This is a genomic window from Halorubrum wangae, assembly GCF_051194135.1.
Taxonomy (GTDB): Archaea; Halobacteriota; Halobacteria; order Halobacteriales; family Haloferacaceae; genus Halorubrum.
The window spans coordinates 410,118-426,171 of sequence record NZ_JBLZNH010000001.1 but is presented as its reverse complement, the minus strand read 5'-3'; the positions used below and the strand labels follow the sequence as shown (position 1 = coordinate 426,171).

The following is a 16,054-nucleotide window of genomic DNA, read 5'->3' as shown; positions in this document are numbered from 1 at the left end:
AGTCGGGTCATGCGGCACCTCCGCCGGTGAAGACGGATCGGATCAGCTCCGCACCTGTACTGGCGCCGTCGATCAACAGCCGGCCGACCTCGTCGACGCCGCCGACCTCCGTGCCGAACATCGCCGGGATCACGTAGACGGCGAACAGGAAGCTCGCGACGATGCTCCCGATGTTCGTCATCGCGACGATGACGATGAGCTTGAACAGGGGGACGTCGAGCATCGCCGAGACGAGGTCCGACGGCGACTGCGTCTCGTCGGAGAGTAGTTCGTTGAGCGTACCGATATCGCCGACGTTCACGGTGAGGTGCCGGAGTTCGACGTAGCCAGTGAACCAGCCGGGTGCGAGCACCGGATTGATCGAGGTCATCCACGCGACAGCGCCGCCGACGCCCGCGGAGGACCACCGCGCGCCCGCGACCTTCGCGAATCCGAAGGCGAACACGCCGTTGATGAGGAACCACGCGCCGAACAGGCGGAAGAGGAACGCGTTCTCGACGCCGGCCAGCGCCAGCAGGACGAAGAAGCCGACGAACCCGACGGTGATCGCGTACCCGATCGCCTTCTTCCACGGGACTCTGCCGCCGCGCTCGCGGCCGACGAGACTCTCCATCGGCGGCAGCGTTTCCGGGGCCGCGAGATACCGCTCGATCCCCGCTTGGTGCCCCGCGCCGACGACGGCGACGACGTCGTGACCGGCCTCCCGGAGGGCGACGAGCCGGTGGGCGATGAACGCGTCCCGCTCGTCGATGAGCGCCTCGGCGCCGCCCGGCGAGAACTGGCGGAACTCCTCCATCATCATCGTCACCACGTCGGTGTCGGTGAGTTCCTCGACGCCGAGCGACTCGATACCCCCGTGGTCCGGCTCTCCGCCGCGACCGACTAGCCCGAGCGCTGCCGACACGACCACGCCGAGGGTCAGCCCGAGCGCGATACCGAGTCCGAGGCTACCGATAGCCGTCACGGTGAATCCGCCGAGATACGTCGTGACGAGTCCGTCGAGGAGACCGAGCACCGCGGCCGTGATTCCGGCGCTCACGCCGAGAACCGCGGCGGCGTAGAGCCGCCCGTCAGGCGAGAGCGCGACTTTCCCGATCTGGTCGACGGCGAGTCCGACGGCGACGGCGGCGAGCACGCCGCCGGTCACGCTCGTCAGCAGCGCGTCGGTGACGCCGAAGGAGCCCCCAAACAGACCGATCGCCGGACCGGCGACTATCCCGACGAACAGCCCCGCGACGACCCCGACGACCCGCGAGTCGGTGACGCCGAACGCGAGCCCACCGACCATGCGAAGTTTCTCTGTGACCGTCATTCGGGCCCAGAACCGCTGAATCGTCGTCTGGATGTCTCGATCGACGAGGGCGACGTCGATGCCGAGTCCCTCGGCGACGTCGATGGCCGCGCGCATGTCCGCGCCCGGTTCGATGTCGAAGCGGTCGCCGAGTTGGGTCTGGACGTACGAGAGCATCCAGTACGCGAGGAACTGGAAGACGGTGTTCCCGCGCAGGAGGTCACCCGCGTCGAGGTCCTCCGGGGTCTCGCCCTGAAGCTGGCGGTACCGCCCCTCGTCGAGTTCGACCGCGACGACGTCGGGACGCTCCGCCTCGATCGTCTCCTCCACCTCGTTGACCGAGTGCTCGGAAACGTGCGCGGTCCCGACGACCGTCACCGAGCCGCCTTCGTCCCCGGCACCGTCGTCCGTCCCTGACGCCGACGGAGGATCACTCGCCGTCGGAGGTGCGGACGCGCCGTCGGAGCCCCCTGGCGTCTCTGTCATTGGCGGACAGTACCCTCTCACGGCGTTTAGGGTTTGTGAGTCGATATGGGCCGCGGTGACCCTTATCGATCCAACAAATTTGTATTCTCACGGCGTGGACGACCGAGTATGTCGCGGCTGTTTCCCTCCCTCCCCGACGCGACTCCCGACGATCGGGAGCCGCGGATCGTGGGTGTCGACGACGAGGACGCGGACGACCTCATCGCTGCGCTGAGTTCCGAGACCGCCCGCAACATTCTCACCTGCCTCCACGACGAGCCGGCGACGAAGTCGGAGATCGCGGCCGAGGTCGACACCTCACTCCAGAACGTCCAGTACCACCTCGCGAAGCTCGACGGCGCGGACCTCGTCGACGTCGTCGACACGACCTACTCCGAGAAGGGCCGCGAGATGGACGTGTACGCGGCGGCGGACGAGCCGCTCGTCCTGTTCGCCGGTGGCAGCGAGGAATCGGCCGGGATCAAGAGCGCCCTCGCGCGGCTACTCGGCGGGTACGCGCTGATCGGGCTGGCGGCCCTCGTCGCCCAGCACGCGCTCTCCGTGGCGGGGCCGACGGCGCGAGTGACGACGACGAGCGGGGGTGACGACGCCGGCGTCGCCGGTGGGGGAGACGCCGGCGGCGCGACCGAGAGCGGCGACGCGGCGATCGAGGGCACGGTCGAGTACGTCGTCGACCCGGTCGCCGAGTACGCGGTCTCGCTGCTCGAGCCCGGCGTCGTCTTCTTCCTCGGCGCGGCGCTCGTGTTCACGGTCGCGTGGGCGTACTGGTATCGGCGCGCTAGACGCTGAGCGGTGCGCGCAACGAGATGGTGCGGGACGGTCCCACGACGCCGCCCGCGCGTGGGACAGCTATTCATGTCACCGTCGCCTCGATCTGGTATGGAACACGAGGCCGACGTCGTCGGAGTCGGAACGGGCTCTGCACCGGGCGGCGACGTGCCGGCGGTCATCCTCTCCGCCCGCGGGGAGTACGTCCCGATCTTCGTGAGCGCCGATCAGGCGCAGTCGATCGGGCTGGCGCTGGAGGGCGAGACGTTCGACCGCCCCCTGACGCACGACCTGCTCGTAGATATTCTGACGGAGTTCGGCGGGGCGATCGACCGCGTTCGCGTGGACGACCTCCGCGACGGGACGTTTTACGCGAAGATCGACGCGGAGCGGTACGAGAACGGCGAGCCGGAGGGGTTCGTCTTCGACGCGCGACCGTCCGACGCGCTCGCGCTCGCCGTCCGGATCGACTGCCCGATCATCGTCTCGGACGAAGTGATCGACGAGGCCGGCCGGTCGCCGGACTCCGTCCACTTCGACGACGAGTCGGTCGGCGACACCTGACGGCGGCCCGCTTGCCGACCAGGGAAGCCGGAGGTTCAAGTCACCCGCCCGTTCACCCGTGGTATGGACGAGACGGCGACCGTCGCGGAGTCGCACACCGAGATGACCGAGATGCTGTTGCCGAACGACACGAACAACCTCGGGCGGGCGCTCGGGGGCGCCGTCCTCCACTGGATGGACATCTGCGGCGCCATCGCCGGCATGCGATTCGCGAACCGACAGGTGGTCACCGCCTCGATGGACCACGTCGACTTCATCGCGCCCATCGAGATGGGCGAGGTCGCCGTAATCGAGGGGTACGTGTTCAACGTCGGGCGCACGAGCCTCGACGTGAAAGTCGACGTGTGGGCGGAGAACCCACGAACCGACGAGCGGCGACGCACGACGACCTCGTACTTCACCTTCGTCGCGCTCGACGAGGAGGGCTCGCCGGCGAGCGTTCCCGAGTTGACCTGTCCGACCCCGGAGGAGACGGCGCTACGAGAGGAGGCGATAGAGGGGCGGCGCGAACAGCTTACCGACATCGTGGAGCGCTACGACCTGTAACCGTCGCTCGGCCGACCGCTACTCTTCGGCGACCAGTTCGACGTGCGAATCGCCATCGACGCCGAGCGCGCTGTCGGTGTACGCGTAGACGCCGCGCTCGAAGCGGTGTTCGCCGAGCGCGCCGACGTCGATGACAACGGGGGTCGCGAGGTCGATGACACGTGTGTAGATGCCGCCGGCGCCGTCCCCGCTCACGACAGCGCCTCTGGCGGGTCGCTCGCGGCCGGCCGGAGGTCGTCGACGAGGTCGCTTGCGGCGTCGGTGAGGCGATACACCTCGTGAACGTCGGCCGGATCGCGGCCGCGACCCGACAGCGTCCCCACCACGTCGGCGATCCGGTCGTAGTTGTCGCGGACGAGCCCGCCGACGATCCCCGGGGTGCCCGCGCGGTCGGCGAGCTCCTCGGCCGCCGACCGACCGGCGTACACCTTGCGCTCGCCCGGGTCGACGAACACCATCGCAAACGGACGCGAGCCGAACTGCGCGTCGAGGAACGGGCCGACCGGATCGGCCTCCCACGGCACCGCGACGACGCCCTCCAGCCGGCGGAGCGCAAGCGCCGCGACGGAGCAGTACGGGCAGTCGCCGTCGAAGATCAGCACCGGCGCGTCCGAGTCGAGACTCATGGTGAGACGTAGGGCCTGCGCCGGCTTAAGCGGCCGGCAGGCGGGTGAAAAGACGTGGAAGTCGCGCGGCGTTTCAGTGCGAGTGGCCGAGCGCGTCCTCGAGCGACTGGCCGAAGCGCTCCTCGAACAGCTCCGCGGCCGTCTCGTTCATCTCCGCGATGTCCTCCGGCACCTCGCCCTCGCTGTGGTGGACGATGACGTGCGCCTGCTGGGCCATCGCCTGCACCACGACGTCGCTGACGACGCGGGTGCCCTGCTCGCCCTGCTCGCTGAGCACGTCGACGAGACCGGCGGGCAGTTCGAACGACTCCTCCTCACCGTCGGGACCGGTGATCGTGTAGGTTTCTGTCTCTCCCATACGAGCACCTCGCGGTCGGGACATAAGGGTCTGTGGAAAGCGCGCGCCGAGGGCGCACACGCGCCTCTCTCGGGGGTCGCACCCCGTCGTTTTGAGACTATCCGTGCGCGGAGACGGCCTTCACCGAGAAGCCGGAGAGGGCGATCGTCGCGAGGTAGACGGCGATCGCGGTGACGACGATCGACCCGCCGGAGGGGAGCCCGAGCCCGATCGAGACGGCGAAGCCGCCGAGCACCGACAGCTGACCGAAGATCACCGAGAGGTACGTCGCCTCGCGGAAGCTTCGAGCGACCTGTGAGGCCGCCGCGACGGGAACGACGAGCATCGCGGCGACGAGGATGACGCCGAGCACCTGCATCGCTCCGACGACGACGACCGCGGTCAACACCACGAGGAGCGTGTTGTAGCCGGTGACGTTCAGCTGGGCGACCCGCGCCGCCTGCTCGTCGAAGGTGATGAAGAGGAGCTGCTTGTACGTCAGCGCCACGCCGGCGACGACGAGCAGTGAAAGCGCACCCATCAGCCGCGCGCCCTCGGCCGTGACGACCGCGAGGTTCCCGAACAGGTATCCCTCGATGTTGATCGCCGTCAGCCCGCGCCCGTAGCTGACTATTAGGGTACCGACAGCGAAGCTCCCGCTGAGCATGATCGCGATGGGGACGTCACCGTAGGCGTCGGTGCGCTCGGTGAGCCACTGGACCGCGAGCGCTCCCAGAATGCCGACCACGAGCGCGACGAGCAGCAGCGAGCCGTCCCAGCCGGTCGAGGCGTTGACGAGGATACCGATGGCGACGCCGGCGAACGCCGTGTGCGCCAGCGTCTCACCGATCAGCGCCATCTCGCGGTGAACGAGGAACGACCCGACGAGCGGCGCGACGACGCCGACGAGGACGCCGACCGACATCGACTGCCACATGATCGGGTGCCGGAACACGTTCGTCCCGAACGAGGCGTCCATCCCGCGACCGAGCGCGCGGAACCCGGCGTACAGACCGCTCGCGACCGGGAGATCCTGCGCCCAATAGAGGAGGAGGAAGCCGAGCATCCCGACGGCGACGGCACCGGTGATGCCGATTCCGACGAGTTCGGCCGTCCGACGAAGCCCACGGTCGGGAGTCGCGGCCGGGCTCACGCTCTCCTCGCCGTCCGGGGCCGAGGCTCCGCTCATCAGTGGTGGTGGTGCACGACCTGACCGGTCGCGCCGTACGCCTCGGCGAGGGCGTCGCTCTCGACGAACGACTCGGTGTCGCCGTGGTGGTAGAGCTCGGTGTTGATACAGGCGATGCGGTTCGCGCGGTCCGTGACGACGCCGATGTCGTGCTCGATGAGGATGATGGTGATTCCGTCGTCGTTCAGTTCGTCGAGGAGAGCGTAGAAGGCGTCGCGCGACTCGGCGTCGACGCCGACGGTCGGCTCGTCGAGCGCGAGCAGGTCGGCGTCGCTGGCGAGGGCGCGCGCGATGTACGCCCGCTGCTTCTGCCCGCCGGACAGTTCGGTGACGAGCCGGTCCGCGAGGTCGGTGATCCCGACCGTCTCGATGGCGTCGGCGACGGCGGCGCGGTCGTCGTCGGAGAGCCGTCCCCGGCCGGCGTGCGCGAACCGACCCATGGTGACGCACTCGCGGACCGTTACGGGCATCGCTCCGCCGCGGCTCGTCGCCTTCTGCGAGACGTAGCCGATCCGGCCGCCGTCGTCGAACTCGTCGATCGGACGACCGAACAGTTCGATACTGCCCGTGTCGGGCTCGTGGAGGCCGAGCATGAGGTGGAGCAGGGTGGTCTTCCCGGAGCCGTTCGGACCGACGAGTCCGAGGAAGTCTCCCTCCTCCACCGTCAGAGAGACGTCGCTCACGGCGACGGTGTCGCCGTAGGCAAACGTCACGCCGTCGAGGTCGACGATGTCGGTCACTGCGTGTCACCTATATCGGTCGCCCGGATCCTTAGCTCTTGTAGTCCGTCGCCGCCGCACCGCCGGACCGTCGGCTTCCGGGTCACTGGACCCCGAAGGCGCGCTCGAACGCCGGGAGGTTGACCTCCGTCATCTGTTCGAGATAGCCGTAGCCCGCCTCGTTCCACTCCTTGGTCGTCCCGCCGGCGGGGGTGACGGCCATCGTCTCCGTGGCGCCGCTGTTCTCGACGATTGTCTCGGCGAGCGTCGTCGACTCGAACCGGTCGTAGAGAATCGTGTCGATCCCCGCCTCGTCGACCAGTTCGATGGTGTCGGCTATCTGGCTCTGACTCGGCTCGTTCTGCGGCGAGACCCCGATCGGTGAGTGGAGCCGGAACCCGTACCGCGCCTCCAAGTACTGGAATGAGTTGTGGCCCGCGATGACGGCCACGTCGCGGGCGGCGTCCGTCGCGATGGACTCGAAGCCGGCGTCGACCGCATCGAGTTCCTCGGCGTACGCGGCCGCGTTGTCGGCGTACGCCGCTGCGTTGTCGGGGTCGGCCTCGCCCAGCCCCGTCGCGATGGTTTCGACCATCGTCGCCGCGAACACCGGGTCGACCCAAACGTGAGGGTCGTGCTGACGGTTCTCGTCACCGTCCGCCTGTTCGTCGTGCTCGTCGCCGTCCGGCTGTTCGTCGTGGTCGTCTTCGTCGCCCGCCTCCCCGTGAACGTGGTCCCAGGCGAGGAGGTCGTCCTCGACGTCGGCGAGCGCGTCGACGACCGCAACGGAGTCGTAGTCGGCCTCGAGCGTCGCGGCGAGGTCCTGCGCCCACGCGAACTCCGGGGAGTCGAGGTAGACGAACGCGTCGGTCGCGGCGACGTCCGCGGCGAGGGTCCCGTCGGGCGTCCACCCGTGGCCGAGCCGACCGACTTCGACCGGGTTCTCGAAGGTCGCGCGGTCGCCCGCGACTTCGTTGGCCCAGTCACTGAGCGTGAAGAAGGCGGCGTACCCGCCGTCGAACCCGTCCGCATCACCGTTTGCGGCACCGGAACAGCCAGCGAGCGAGGTCGCCGCGCCGGCGGCGAGCAGCCCCGCCCCGCCCCGCAACAGCGTGCGACGTGAGTGACTCATACCGGCTCGTAGCGGCTGTTAATAGAAAAACATTATTACTTCATAACTCCGGTTTAATAATTCGGCGGACGAGAGCGGGGGTCGATTAACAACTCGGCCCGGAGACGCCACCCGCCGTTCAGAATGCTCGGCCGGCGTCCGCGTTCACTCGGTGAGATCAACCGTGGTCGCGTCCGCGAGCGCCGCGAGTCGCTCGGGATCGATCGCGAACAGCGCGCTTGGCGTTCCAGCGGCCCCATACACCGTGTCGAACTCGGCAAGCGTCGGGTCGAAGATGGTGGGGAGCGTGGCGTCGTGACACAGCGGCGGGACGCCGCCGATGCTCCAGCCGACCACGTCGCGGATCCGCGCCGGATCCGCCATGGCGGCGTCGTCCGCGCCGAAGTGGGCCGCGACCGCGTCCAGGTCGAGCCGGTTCGCGCCGCTCGTGATCGCCGCGATGAGACGGTCTTCGTCAATATCGCCGCCGGAGAGCGACACCACGATAGTCGAGGCGATCGCCGCGGTGTCACAGCCGACGGCATCTGCCGCCGCGGCCGCCGTCTCCGTGCCGGCGTCGAACTCCACCACGTCGAGGTCGACGCCGTACCTGTCCCGTGCTCGTGCCGCGAACTCGGCCGCGCGCTCGTGCATGCGAAGAAAGAAGTCGGTGCCGGGGCATGAATCTCCCGGCCGCGGCACGTGTGACGGTCGGCCGGCGCCAGTCGACCGCGGGACGGAGGCGGCGATTTACCGTGTCCGCAGCTCGTCTTTGTCCTTGATCACGCGGGCGTCTCCCTCGCCGGACGTGACCTCGTTGACGAGGTCGTACAGATCGTTCTGCAACCCGGCGGGGAAAGTGAGGACGCCGACCCACGAGCCGTCGTTCTGCCACTCCTCGCGCTCTAAGTCACCGAACTCGCGGATCTGCGCCTGCCCGGAGCCCGCGTAGTCGGCGGGGAGTTGGACCGCCATCGTCACCTCTTCAAACCGAATCGGAATGACGGGGCGGAGCGCCTCGAGTGCGTCGTCGACCTGGTTTTCGACCGGCTCCATCGGGTCGACTTGGAACCCGGCCTCCTCTAACGCCCGCTCGATGCGTTCCGGCGGATGCGGAGAGTCGTCCATCTGCGGGTTCACCGCGTTGCGGGTGATGGTGGTGACGAGCTGTTTGTGCTTCTGCTCCAGCATCTCTTCGCGCTGCTCGGCGGTGATCTGGATCTCTCCGCGCTCGACAATCTCCGGGATGATCTCCAGCGGGTCCGTCGTCCCGAACACCGTTTCGAGGTCTTCCTCCGCCGGGCGGTCCCCGCGCGAGGCGTTCTCGAACACGTCCTCCGCGGCGATCACGTCCTCCAAGTCGCCGTCGAACTCACCACGTTTCATCTCCAGCGCCGCGTCCGGGTCGATCAGCACTTCGAATCGTTCGCCGTGCGACTCCAGTCTGGCCGTCACGGCTTCGTCGAGCGATATCATACCGAACGATACCACCCCCGTACTGAAAAAGCCTCCCGCGCCCCGTCCGACGCCCGCGCGCCTCGACCGGCCGCTCAGGGTCGCTCGTCGTCCCAGTCGTCGCGACAGGCCTGCGAACAGAAGCGTCGGTGCACGACGTCGGCTCCGTCGACCCACGTGACGGTCCGTCGGCCGACGCCCAGCGCCGGTCCCCCGCACGTCGCGCAGCGCGGCGCGGACTCCTCGTCGATGTCCTCTTCGAGGTCGGAAGTCGCATCTACCATACCCGTCCGTACACCCCCGGACACTTGAACCCGCGAAGGGCGGCAGTTCTGGCCGGGCCACTGGTGCCAGACGGACATGACCGACCGAGCGGCCGCAGCGGCCAATCGTGAGCCCGCTACCGACTGCGCGGGGGCTCGCTCGGGGAACGAACTGTCGCGTCCGGCGACGACTCTAGTCTCGACGGGTGGTCGACCGTGACCTCCGTGTCGGGCACGGGGTCGGACAGGGTTCGTTCGCGCCCGTCCGGCCACCGGACGACGACCCGCTGCGGCGTCGCGCCGCCGAGGCCGAAGTGCGCGACCGGTTCGGTCTGGCAGAGGCAGCCGCCACCGGCGTCAATGATGCGGCGCTGGCTGCCGGCCGTCGTCTCCAAACGCACCACGGCGCCGCGGGCCGGCGCTCCGTGTCGCGTCGTCGGCCGAACGCGAAGCCACCCGGCGTCGGCGGCGCCGGCCACCTCGTAGGCCGAGATTGGCTGTGCAGCGACCTCTCCGTGGACGACGAAGAGTTCCAAGACGCCGTCGTCGTCGAGGTCGGCCGCCACCGCACCCGTCCCGAAGCCGTCAGGCTCGGCGGCGGAACCGAGGTCGACGGGTTGCCAGCGGGAGGCATCGGCGCCCGCGTCCGCCCCGTTCCCGCCGACCCGCTCGTAGAGTCGATTCGGCTCGCCGGAGACGTTGTAGAACAGCTCCTCGCGGCCGTCGTTGTCGAAGTCGGCCGCGACGACGGTCCGGACCCGGCCGGGTTCCCGGAGCGCCGCCGGCGCGACGTCCTCGAACCCGCCGGCCGCGGTGTATCGGAGGAGTCGATTCGGACCGTTCTCGTTGCCGACCGCGAACGCGAACGTCCCGCCCTCGTCGACGAGCGCGGCGCCGCGGGTGTCGCCAGTGGGGTCAGCCAGCGCCCCGCCGCGCGTCAGGTCGTAGTGGCCGTTCTCGTTTCGGAATAGGCGGTTCGGCCCGCGTTCGACGCCCGCGAAGAGGTCGCCCGCGCCGGTACAGTGAGGGACCGCGAGCAGAGACCGACAGCCGCCGTCGACCTCCAGACCGACAGCGTCGGCCATGTCGGTTATCTCGCCGTCGTCGCCGAGCTCGTAAAACGCGAGCGGCGCGGCGTATCCGGAGACGGCGACCCCGTACCGGCCGGTTCCGAGCCGGTCGAGCGCGGCGACGGACCGACCGGCCCGCACGTCGAGTCGGTCCGCGTTCACGTCGAGCGCGAACACGTCGGTCCAGCGGTAGCCGTCGGACTCGAGGCGACTCAAGAGCAGGTCCGGGTCGCCGCCGCCGTCGACGCCCATCGTACAGTTGTGGACGTACACCTCCTCGCAGCCGTCGGCGTCGAGGTCGGCCGCGCAGACGCCCATCCCGTGGCGGGTGCCGTCCGCGACGATGCCGCACGCCGTGTCGACGAAGCGGTCTCCGTCGCGGGCGTACAGTCGGTTCGGCTCGCCGTATCCGGCGACAAAGACGAGCGGCCCGTTCCGTCCCGGCGTCACCGCGACGCCGTACCCGCGGATCGGATCGTCGTCACCCACGAGGTCGGACCGCTCCGTGAACATGGTATTCCGTCACCGCTCGGGAAATATGAACTCACGGGTTGGATTCACCCCGAGAGAAATAAATACGATTTCGCCGGCGGCCGACCGCGACGGGTTTCGGTTACCGCATCGCAACGGATTCCGCCCGATACCGCGACCGCGGTCCGGCCCCGCCCCGTCGGGGCGGTCCGACCCCAGCCCGCTCAGGCCGCGACCGTCTCTTCGAGCAGTTGGAGCGGGTGTTTGATCTCGTAGCCGGTGCCGTGTTCCATCTGCATCGCACAGGTCGGACACTCCGTCATCCCCACGTCGCCCTCGGCGTCCTCCATGTGCTCGAACATCTCCTCGCCGATCTTCATCGACGTCTCGTACTTCTCGCTCTTCCAGCCGTACGTTCCCGAGATGCCAGAACAAGAGTCGCCGACGTCCTCCATCGTCACGCCGTCGACGTCGCGGAATGTCTCGACGGCCTGCCGGGAGAGCCCCTGGTTGCGGGCGTGACACGGCGCGTGGTACGCGAACGACTGCTCGTCGGCGAGTTTCGTCCCCGCGAGTTCGTTCTCCAAGTCCTCGTTGATTCGGAGGTACTCCAGCGCCTCGTAGGTGTGCTTCGAGACGTCCTCGATCCCGTGGATGTCGAACAGCTCGGGGTACTCCTGCCGAAGGGACATCGAGCAGGAGGTACACGAGGCGATCACGTCCGCGCCCTCGCCGATAGCCTCGATGAGGCTCTCGACGTTCGTCTCCGCGTGCCGGCGCGCGTCCTTCAGCATCCCGTTCGCGAACATCGGCGTGCCGGAGCACTTCTGGGGCGGCACCATCACCTCGTAGCCGAAGTGCTCGTACACGCGGACCATCGCCTTGCCGACCTCGGGCGTGTTGTAGTTGGAGTAGCAGCCGTGGAAGTACGCGACCCGCTTGTCCGGGTCCTCGACCTGCGCGCCGCCGCGGGCCTTCCACCACTCGCGGAACGTCTCCGTGGCGAACTCGGGGAAATCGCGCTCCTTCGGGATGCCCATCGTCTTCTCCATCGCCCACCGGACCGGCCCGAAGTTCATCGCGAACGAGGCGGTACGCGGGAAGACGCTCGCCAGCCGCGCCGAGGTGTGATAGTTCGCGAGGATCCGGTTGCGGACGTATTCCACCGACAGTTTCTCCATCTGCTCTTCGACGAACTGGCCGCGCGCCTCGTTGTGCATCTGCGAGAGCGGCACCGAGGAGGGGCAGGCGTCGTCACAGCGCATACAGTTCGAACAGGACGAGATGGACTCGTCGATGTCGTGGTCGTCCTTGCGCTTGAGCCGCCACTGCTCCGGGCCCTGGAACTTCGGTCCCGGGAACTCCTCGTCGACCTCGGCGACCGGACAGGAGGTGTCACAGCTGGTGCATTTATAACAGGAGTCGGCCCCCTCTCGGAGGTCGAGGTCGCCGCCGGGGAACACGTCGACCGGGTCGTACGCGTCTGGATCGAGCTCGGTTGAGTCGGAGCCGCCCGTCGCGCTCTCGACCCCACCGTCGGTGGCCGCGTCGTTCGCTGCGCGTCCACCAGCGGCGGCCTCGCTCCCGTCCGTCACGTCCCCATCGTCGGGGACGAATATGGACGGCTGCTCGTCTCGGCCGGCCGCCGGGACGCCGGGGCTGGCCCGCGGCTCGCTCCCGTCGTCGCGCTCTCCCCCTGATCCGTCCGTCTCGTCGTCTGTGTGTCGTGTCATTGGGTCGCCTCCGTCGCCGCCTGCCGCCCGGCCACGATGCCGGTCGCGAGCGACACTCCGCTCGCGGACTTCTCCCGCGCCACGTCGGCGCCGCCGACGACTCCGCCGGCCGCGAAGACGTTCGCGTACTGTACCTCGCCGTCGGCGTCGAGCGGGCGCCCGCGTTCGTCGGGCCGCACGCCGAACCGCGCGTACGGCTGATCGCCGAACGCGTCGTCGACGAACCACTCGTAGCGGTCCGCGGGCTGTTCGACGTGCAAGCCGAAGGTTGGCTCGCGGACGGCGTCACGGTCCGAGTCGAGTCCCTTGCCGACGAGCCCGCCGGTCGCGAGCACGAAGGCGTCGGCGCCGTACGGCGTCTCGCGCCCTTTTCGGTCGACGGCGACCGTCTCGACGCGCCCGTCCGCCTCGGTCTCGATACCGACGACGGGGTTGCCGGTCTCGAACCTGACGCCCTCGGCGTCGAGCGCGTCGTAGAGCCGGTCCTCAAGCCTGAGCCCGGGGAGGCTCGGCGGCCCCATCGGAATCTCGAACACGTCGGCGCCGAGCCGGTCAGAGAGATCCGCGCGGACCTCGTCACCTCTGTCGTCGCCGAGGAACGCCGGGAAGCCGACGCGCTCGACGCGGTCGACGCCGCCCGTCTCGTCTACCACGTCGTGGAGGTGCGGGCCAACGGCCTTCGCCAGCGCCTCGCGGGCGGGGACGCCGTCGATGTCCTCGTCGTAATCGAGCGCCTTCGCGAGCCGCGTGACCTTCGTGTCGGCCCGGAACGCCTCCGCGAACTCCACCTCCGCGCCGGCGACGTCGAACGGGACACCCGCGGCCTCCAGCCGCCCGGCGAACGCCCGAGCGTCGTACTCCGTCAGCGACCGGAATCCGACGATGAGCGCGGGTCGCTCGTCGCTCGCGAGCCCCGCCTCCGCGGCGGCGGGGTACCGCGCGGTCGGCTTGACACTCCCGCCGAACGTCGGCAAGAGGGCGTTGCGATCGGTGTGGCTCCCGCGATACGCGTCGCCGGCCAGTTCGTCGAACAGCGCTAACCCCTCTCGGAGCGCGTCGGCGCCGACGATCCGGTAGGGGTGCGTCTCGGGGAGCCGGTCGATTCCCTCGAAGGGGTCCGCGAGCGGTCCCTCCGGATCTGGCCACTCGTCGCGGTCGAGTTCGCGGCCCGCGGTCGGCGGCCCCTCGCGGAGCGGCTGTGCTGGCTCGGTCGCCGGCACGTAGCCGAGCGCGTCGATCAGCCCCGACGCCTGACGGAGCGTGCTCGCCTTGTGTGAGACGAGGCGCACGTCGGCGCCCTCGCGGGCCGCCGAGACCGCGGCCGTGATGGCTGCCAACCCGCCGCCGACGACGAGGACGTCGCTGTTGATCGCCATCAGCGACCCCCGTCGGTCGCCGCGTCGTCAGTTGCGCGGCCCCCGTCGGTCGCCGCGTCGTCAGTTGCGCGGCCCCCGTCGGTCGCCGCGTCGTCAGTTGCGCGGCCCCCATCGGCCGCTGCGGTCCCGGACTCGCCGCCGTCGTCCGCGCCGGCCGGGCCGCCCGCGGGGCCGGCGTCGAACGCGCCGAAGTCGACCTCGCCGTCGAGGTTCGCCGGGTCGCCGTCGCGGTTCATCGTCGTCGCGTGCAGCAGGTGGTTCAGCATCGCCTGCGAGAGCTGGCGACCCCAGAGCGCGTGGCGCTGGCCCTTCCAGCGCTCCTGATACAGCTCGTCCTCGGCGTCGCGGACGACGGGCTCCGGGTACTCCTGTGCCAGTTCCGAGGCGATCCGATGGGTGCAGAAACCGCCCTGGCAGTTCCCCATCGAGGCGCGGGTGCGGAGACGGACCGCGTTGAGGTCGCTACCAGCCTCACCGATCGCGTCCTGTACTTCGGCGCGCGTGACGCCCTCGCACTCGCAGACGACCGGATTCGGGTCGCACTCGCCGAGCACATCTTCTGCCCGCGACCCGAGTCGCTGGCCCGAACGACGGGCCACCGGGGAGCGAATGCCGAACTCGTCCATTAGCTCCTCCATGCGCGCGTCGCTCTCCGAGCCGGGGAGCGGCACGTCGGCGGTGTCGCAGGTCGCCTCGTGGCCGATCAGGTCGCAGACGTGATCGGAGATGGACTCGGCCATCATGCGGTAGGTGGTGAGCTTCCCGCCGACGATGGTCGTCATTCCGGGGAGGTCGTCGCGCTCGTCGTGGTCGAGCAGGAAGTAGTCACGCGTGATGTCGGTCGGGTCCTCGGTTCCGGTCCCCGGCGGCTCGTACAGCGGGCGAACGCCCCAGAACGACCGCAGCGTCCGGGCGTCCTTCAGCGCGGGCACGAGTTCGGAGAGCGTCTCGATCATGAGGTCGACCTCCCACTCCTCCTCGGGGTAGTCCTCGGGGTCGTCGACCTCCTCGTCGGTCGTCCCGAGGATACAGGCCGTCTCGTGCGGGACGACGATGTCGGCGTCGCCCTTCGGTCGGCAGCGGTTGATCACGGTGTCGACCTGCCGGGTGTTCATCACCGTCATCACGCCCTTTGAGGGGCGGACCTCGACGTCGACGCCGGCCATCTCGCCGACGTTACCGGCCCACGCGCCGGTCGCGTTCACGACGTGTCGCGCGCGGATCTCCTCGGTCGTGCCGGGCTTGCGGTGGACGCGCTTTCCGGGACCGGTCTCGTGTTCGATCTCGACGCCGACGATCTCGCCGTCCTCGAGGAGCACGTCCGTCACCGGGGCGTGTGTCTCGATCCGCGCGCCGTGCTCACGGGCGTCGGCCGCGTTGGCGACGCAGAGTCGGAAGGGGTCGATCGCGGCGTCGGGGAGCGCGATAGCCTTCTCGACGTCGCGCGCGAGGTACGGCTCGCGGCGGCGCGCCTCCTCGCCGTCGAGCACCTCGACCGGGATGTCGCACGCGCGACACCCCTCTAACTTCTTCTGGAAGTACTCCTCGGAGTCCTCGGGGCGCTTGACGAACATTCCACCCGTCTCTTCGACGCAGTGCGACGCGATGTCGCGGAGGACCCGGTTCTCCTCGATACACTCCTTCGCGCTCTTCTGGTCGGAGACCGCGTACCGGCCCCCGCTGTGAAGGAGCCCGTGCATCCGCCCGGTCGTGCCGTGCGTCAGGTTCCCCTTCTCGACGAGCACGACGTCGAGCCCCCTTCGGGCGAGGTCCCTGACGACGCCGCAGCCGGTCGAGCCGCCGCCGACGACCACGACGTCCACCTGTTGATCCATATTCGTGCGCTCGGACCCTGTGCACTTTACTTTACCTCCTGCACGTGGGTCGGAATAACTATCAGAGACATTCAAGTAGGACAAGCCTTGTTGAGAGCAGTTTCTTTATATACTTCCTTTTTCAATCGTGCTCAGAACTGGATTTTAACAGTTAGATTATTATGGTAGTACATTATGTTCACGAACGGCGTGGTAGCCTCCGTGAAGATATACC

Annotated in this window: 17 protein-coding genes; 3 read left to right on the top strand and 14 right to left on the bottom strand. The window is 68.9% G+C overall.

Going from position 1 to position 16,054, the window contains the following annotated elements; genetic code table 11:
* Nucleotides 1-7: 7 nt before the first annotated feature.
* Nucleotides 8-1,777 (bottom strand): TraB/GumN family protein, encoded by a 1,770-nt coding sequence (locus ACNS84_RS02185; protein ID WP_435073208.1) that lies wholly within the window; start codon nt 1,775-1,777, stop codon nt 8-10.
* A 108-nt stretch (nt 1,778-1,885) separates the two neighbouring features.
* On the opposite strand from ACNS84_RS02185, the gene ACNS84_RS02180 reads away from it, so the two are divergent.
* The 3 genes from ACNS84_RS02180 (at nt 1,886) to ACNS84_RS02170 (ending at nt 3,655) form a co-directional block, all read left to right on the top strand.
* On the top strand, nt 1,886-2,566 hold the full coding sequence (locus tag ACNS84_RS02180; protein ID WP_435073207.1) for an ArsR/SmtB family transcription factor: 681 nt from the start codon (nt 1,886-1,888) through the stop codon (nt 2,564-2,566).
* Between the two features lie 90 nt (nt 2,567-2,656).
* Nucleotides 2,657-3,109 carry a bifunctional nuclease family protein gene (locus ACNS84_RS02175; protein ID WP_435073206.1) on the top strand — a complete coding sequence of 151 codons (453 nt, stop codon included), beginning with the start codon at nt 2,657-2,659 and terminating at the stop codon, nt 3,107-3,109.
* 63 nt (nt 3,110-3,172) lie between these two features.
* The gene (locus ACNS84_RS02170) at nt 3,173-3,655 is read left to right on the top strand and encodes an acyl-CoA thioesterase (RefSeq protein WP_435073205.1); all 483 of its coding nucleotides are present in this window, start codon (nt 3,173-3,175) and stop codon (nt 3,653-3,655) included.
* A gap of 18 nt (nt 3,656-3,673) precedes the next feature.
* Here the strand turns inward: ACNS84_RS02170 and ACNS84_RS02165 are convergent, their stop codons facing one another.
* The 13 genes from ACNS84_RS02165 to glpA all read right to left on the bottom strand — a co-directional run bounded on the left by ACNS84_RS02165 (nt 3,674) and on the right by glpA (nt 15,840).
* Nucleotides 3,674-3,850 (bottom strand): DUF123 domain-containing protein, encoded by a 177-nt coding sequence (locus ACNS84_RS02165; protein WP_435073204.1) that lies wholly within the window; start codon nt 3,848-3,850, stop codon nt 3,674-3,676.
* Nucleotides 3,847-4,281, bottom strand: coding sequence for a thioredoxin domain-containing protein (locus ACNS84_RS02160; RefSeq protein WP_435073203.1), 435 nt, complete (start codon nt 4,279-4,281; stop codon nt 3,847-3,849). Before ACNS84_RS02160 ends, ACNS84_RS02165 begins: the two co-directional genes overlap by 4 nt.
* 73 nt (nt 4,282-4,354) lie before the next feature.
* The gene (locus tag ACNS84_RS02155; RefSeq protein ID WP_435073202.1) at nt 4,355-4,639 is read right to left on the bottom strand and encodes a DUF7545 family protein; all 285 of its coding nucleotides are present in this window, start codon (nt 4,637-4,639) and stop codon (nt 4,355-4,357) included.
* A gap of 97 nt (nt 4,640-4,736) precedes the next feature.
* A complete protein-coding gene (locus ACNS84_RS02150) occupies nt 4,737-5,807 on the bottom strand; it encodes a metal ABC transporter permease (protein WP_435073201.1) in 1,071 nt (356 codons plus the stop codon).
* A complete protein-coding gene (locus tag ACNS84_RS02145) occupies nt 5,807-6,547 on the bottom strand; it encodes a metal ABC transporter ATP-binding protein (protein WP_435073200.1) in 741 nt (246 codons plus the stop codon). Before ACNS84_RS02145 ends, ACNS84_RS02150 begins: the two co-directional genes overlap by 1 nt.
* An 82-nt stretch (nt 6,548-6,629) precedes the next feature.
* A complete protein-coding gene (locus ACNS84_RS02140) occupies nt 6,630-7,658 on the bottom strand; it encodes a metal ABC transporter substrate-binding protein (RefSeq protein ID WP_435073199.1) in 1,029 nt (342 codons plus the stop codon).
* 144 nt (nt 7,659-7,802) lie between these two features.
* Complete coding sequence (locus tag ACNS84_RS02135; RefSeq protein ID WP_435073198.1) at nt 7,803-8,291, bottom strand: YbaK/EbsC family protein; 489 nt, start codon at nt 8,289-8,291, stop codon at nt 7,803-7,805.
* 96 nt (nt 8,292-8,387) lie between these two features.
* Nucleotides 8,388-9,113, bottom strand: a complete 726-nt coding sequence (locus ACNS84_RS02130) for a ribosome assembly factor SBDS (RefSeq protein ID WP_435073197.1) — start codon at nt 9,111-9,113, stop codon at nt 8,388-8,390.
* 74 nt (nt 9,114-9,187) lie between these two features.
* Nucleotides 9,188-9,376, bottom strand: coding sequence for a DUF7576 family protein (locus tag ACNS84_RS02125; protein WP_435073196.1), 189 nt, complete (start codon nt 9,374-9,376; stop codon nt 9,188-9,190).
* 116 nt (nt 9,377-9,492) lie between these two features.
* Nucleotides 9,493-10,938, bottom strand: coding sequence for a CRTAC1 family protein (locus ACNS84_RS02120; RefSeq protein WP_435073195.1), 1,446 nt, complete (start codon nt 10,936-10,938; stop codon nt 9,493-9,495).
* Nucleotides 10,939-11,120: 182 nt separating this feature from the next.
* Nucleotides 11,121-12,629 carry an anaerobic glycerol-3-phosphate dehydrogenase subunit C gene (locus ACNS84_RS02115; RefSeq protein WP_435073194.1) on the bottom strand — a complete coding sequence of 503 codons (1,509 nt, stop codon included), beginning with the start codon at nt 12,627-12,629 and terminating at the stop codon, nt 11,121-11,123.
* Nucleotides 12,626-14,005 carry a glycerol-3-phosphate dehydrogenase subunit GlpB gene (glpB, locus tag ACNS84_RS02110; RefSeq protein ID WP_435073193.1) on the bottom strand — a complete coding sequence of 460 codons (1,380 nt, stop codon included), beginning with the start codon at nt 14,003-14,005 and terminating at the stop codon, nt 12,626-12,628. Before glpB ends, ACNS84_RS02115 begins: the two co-directional genes overlap by 4 nt.
* Nucleotides 14,005-15,840, bottom strand: coding sequence for an anaerobic glycerol-3-phosphate dehydrogenase subunit GlpA (gene glpA / locus ACNS84_RS02105; protein WP_435073192.1), 1,836 nt, complete (start codon nt 15,838-15,840; stop codon nt 14,005-14,007). Before glpA ends, glpB begins: the two co-directional genes overlap by 1 nt.
* Nucleotides 15,841-16,054 lie beyond the last annotated feature (214 nt).

What these genes read in the sequence shown, in the direction of transcription:
- glpA (WP_435073192.1), bottom strand. Translation starts at nt 15,840, where the DNA reads ATGGATCAACAGGTGGACGTCGTGGTCGTCGGCGGCGGCTCGACCGGC.
- ACNS84_RS02120 (WP_435073195.1), bottom strand. Translation starts at nt 10,938, where the DNA reads ATGTTCACGGAGCGGTCCGACCTCGTGGGTGACGACGATCCGATCCGC.
- ACNS84_RS02180 (WP_435073207.1), top strand. Translation starts at nt 1,886, where the DNA reads ATGTCGCGGCTGTTTCCCTCCCTCCCCGACGCGACTCCCGACGATCGG.
- ACNS84_RS02130 (WP_435073197.1), bottom strand. Translation starts at nt 9,113, where the DNA reads ATGATATCGCTCGACGAAGCCGTGACGGCCAGACTGGAGTCGCACGGC.
- ACNS84_RS02170 (WP_435073205.1), top strand. Translation starts at nt 3,173, where the DNA reads ATGGACGAGACGGCGACCGTCGCGGAGTCGCACACCGAGATGACCGAG.
- ACNS84_RS02140 (WP_435073199.1), bottom strand. Translation starts at nt 7,658, where the DNA reads ATGAGTCACTCACGTCGCACGCTGTTGCGGGGCGGGGCGGGGCTGCTC.
- glpB (WP_435073193.1), bottom strand. Translation starts at nt 14,005, where the DNA reads ATGGCGATCAACAGCGACGTCCTCGTCGTCGGCGGCGGGTTGGCAGCC.
- ACNS84_RS02160 (WP_435073203.1), bottom strand. Translation starts at nt 4,281, where the DNA reads ATGAGTCTCGACTCGGACGCGCCGGTGCTGATCTTCGACGGCGACTGC.
- ACNS84_RS02135 (WP_435073198.1), bottom strand. Translation starts at nt 8,291, where the DNA reads ATGCACGAGCGCGCGGCCGAGTTCGCGGCACGAGCACGGGACAGGTAC.
- ACNS84_RS02185 (WP_435073208.1), bottom strand. Translation starts at nt 1,777, where the DNA reads ATGACAGAGACGCCAGGGGGCTCCGACGGCGCGTCCGCACCTCCGACG.
- ACNS84_RS02150 (WP_435073201.1), bottom strand. Translation starts at nt 5,807, where the DNA reads ATGAGCGGAGCCTCGGCCCCGGACGGCGAGGAGAGCGTGAGCCCGGCC.
- ACNS84_RS02155 (WP_435073202.1), bottom strand. Translation starts at nt 4,639, where the DNA reads ATGGGAGAGACAGAAACCTACACGATCACCGGTCCCGACGGTGAGGAG.
- ACNS84_RS02115 (WP_435073194.1), bottom strand. Translation starts at nt 12,629, where the DNA reads ATGACACGACACACAGACGACGAGACGGACGGATCAGGGGGAGAGCGC.
- ACNS84_RS02125 (WP_435073196.1), bottom strand. Translation starts at nt 9,376, where the DNA reads ATGGTAGATGCGACTTCCGACCTCGAAGAGGACATCGACGAGGAGTCC.
- ACNS84_RS02175 (WP_435073206.1), top strand. Translation starts at nt 2,657, where the DNA reads ATGGAACACGAGGCCGACGTCGTCGGAGTCGGAACGGGCTCTGCACCG.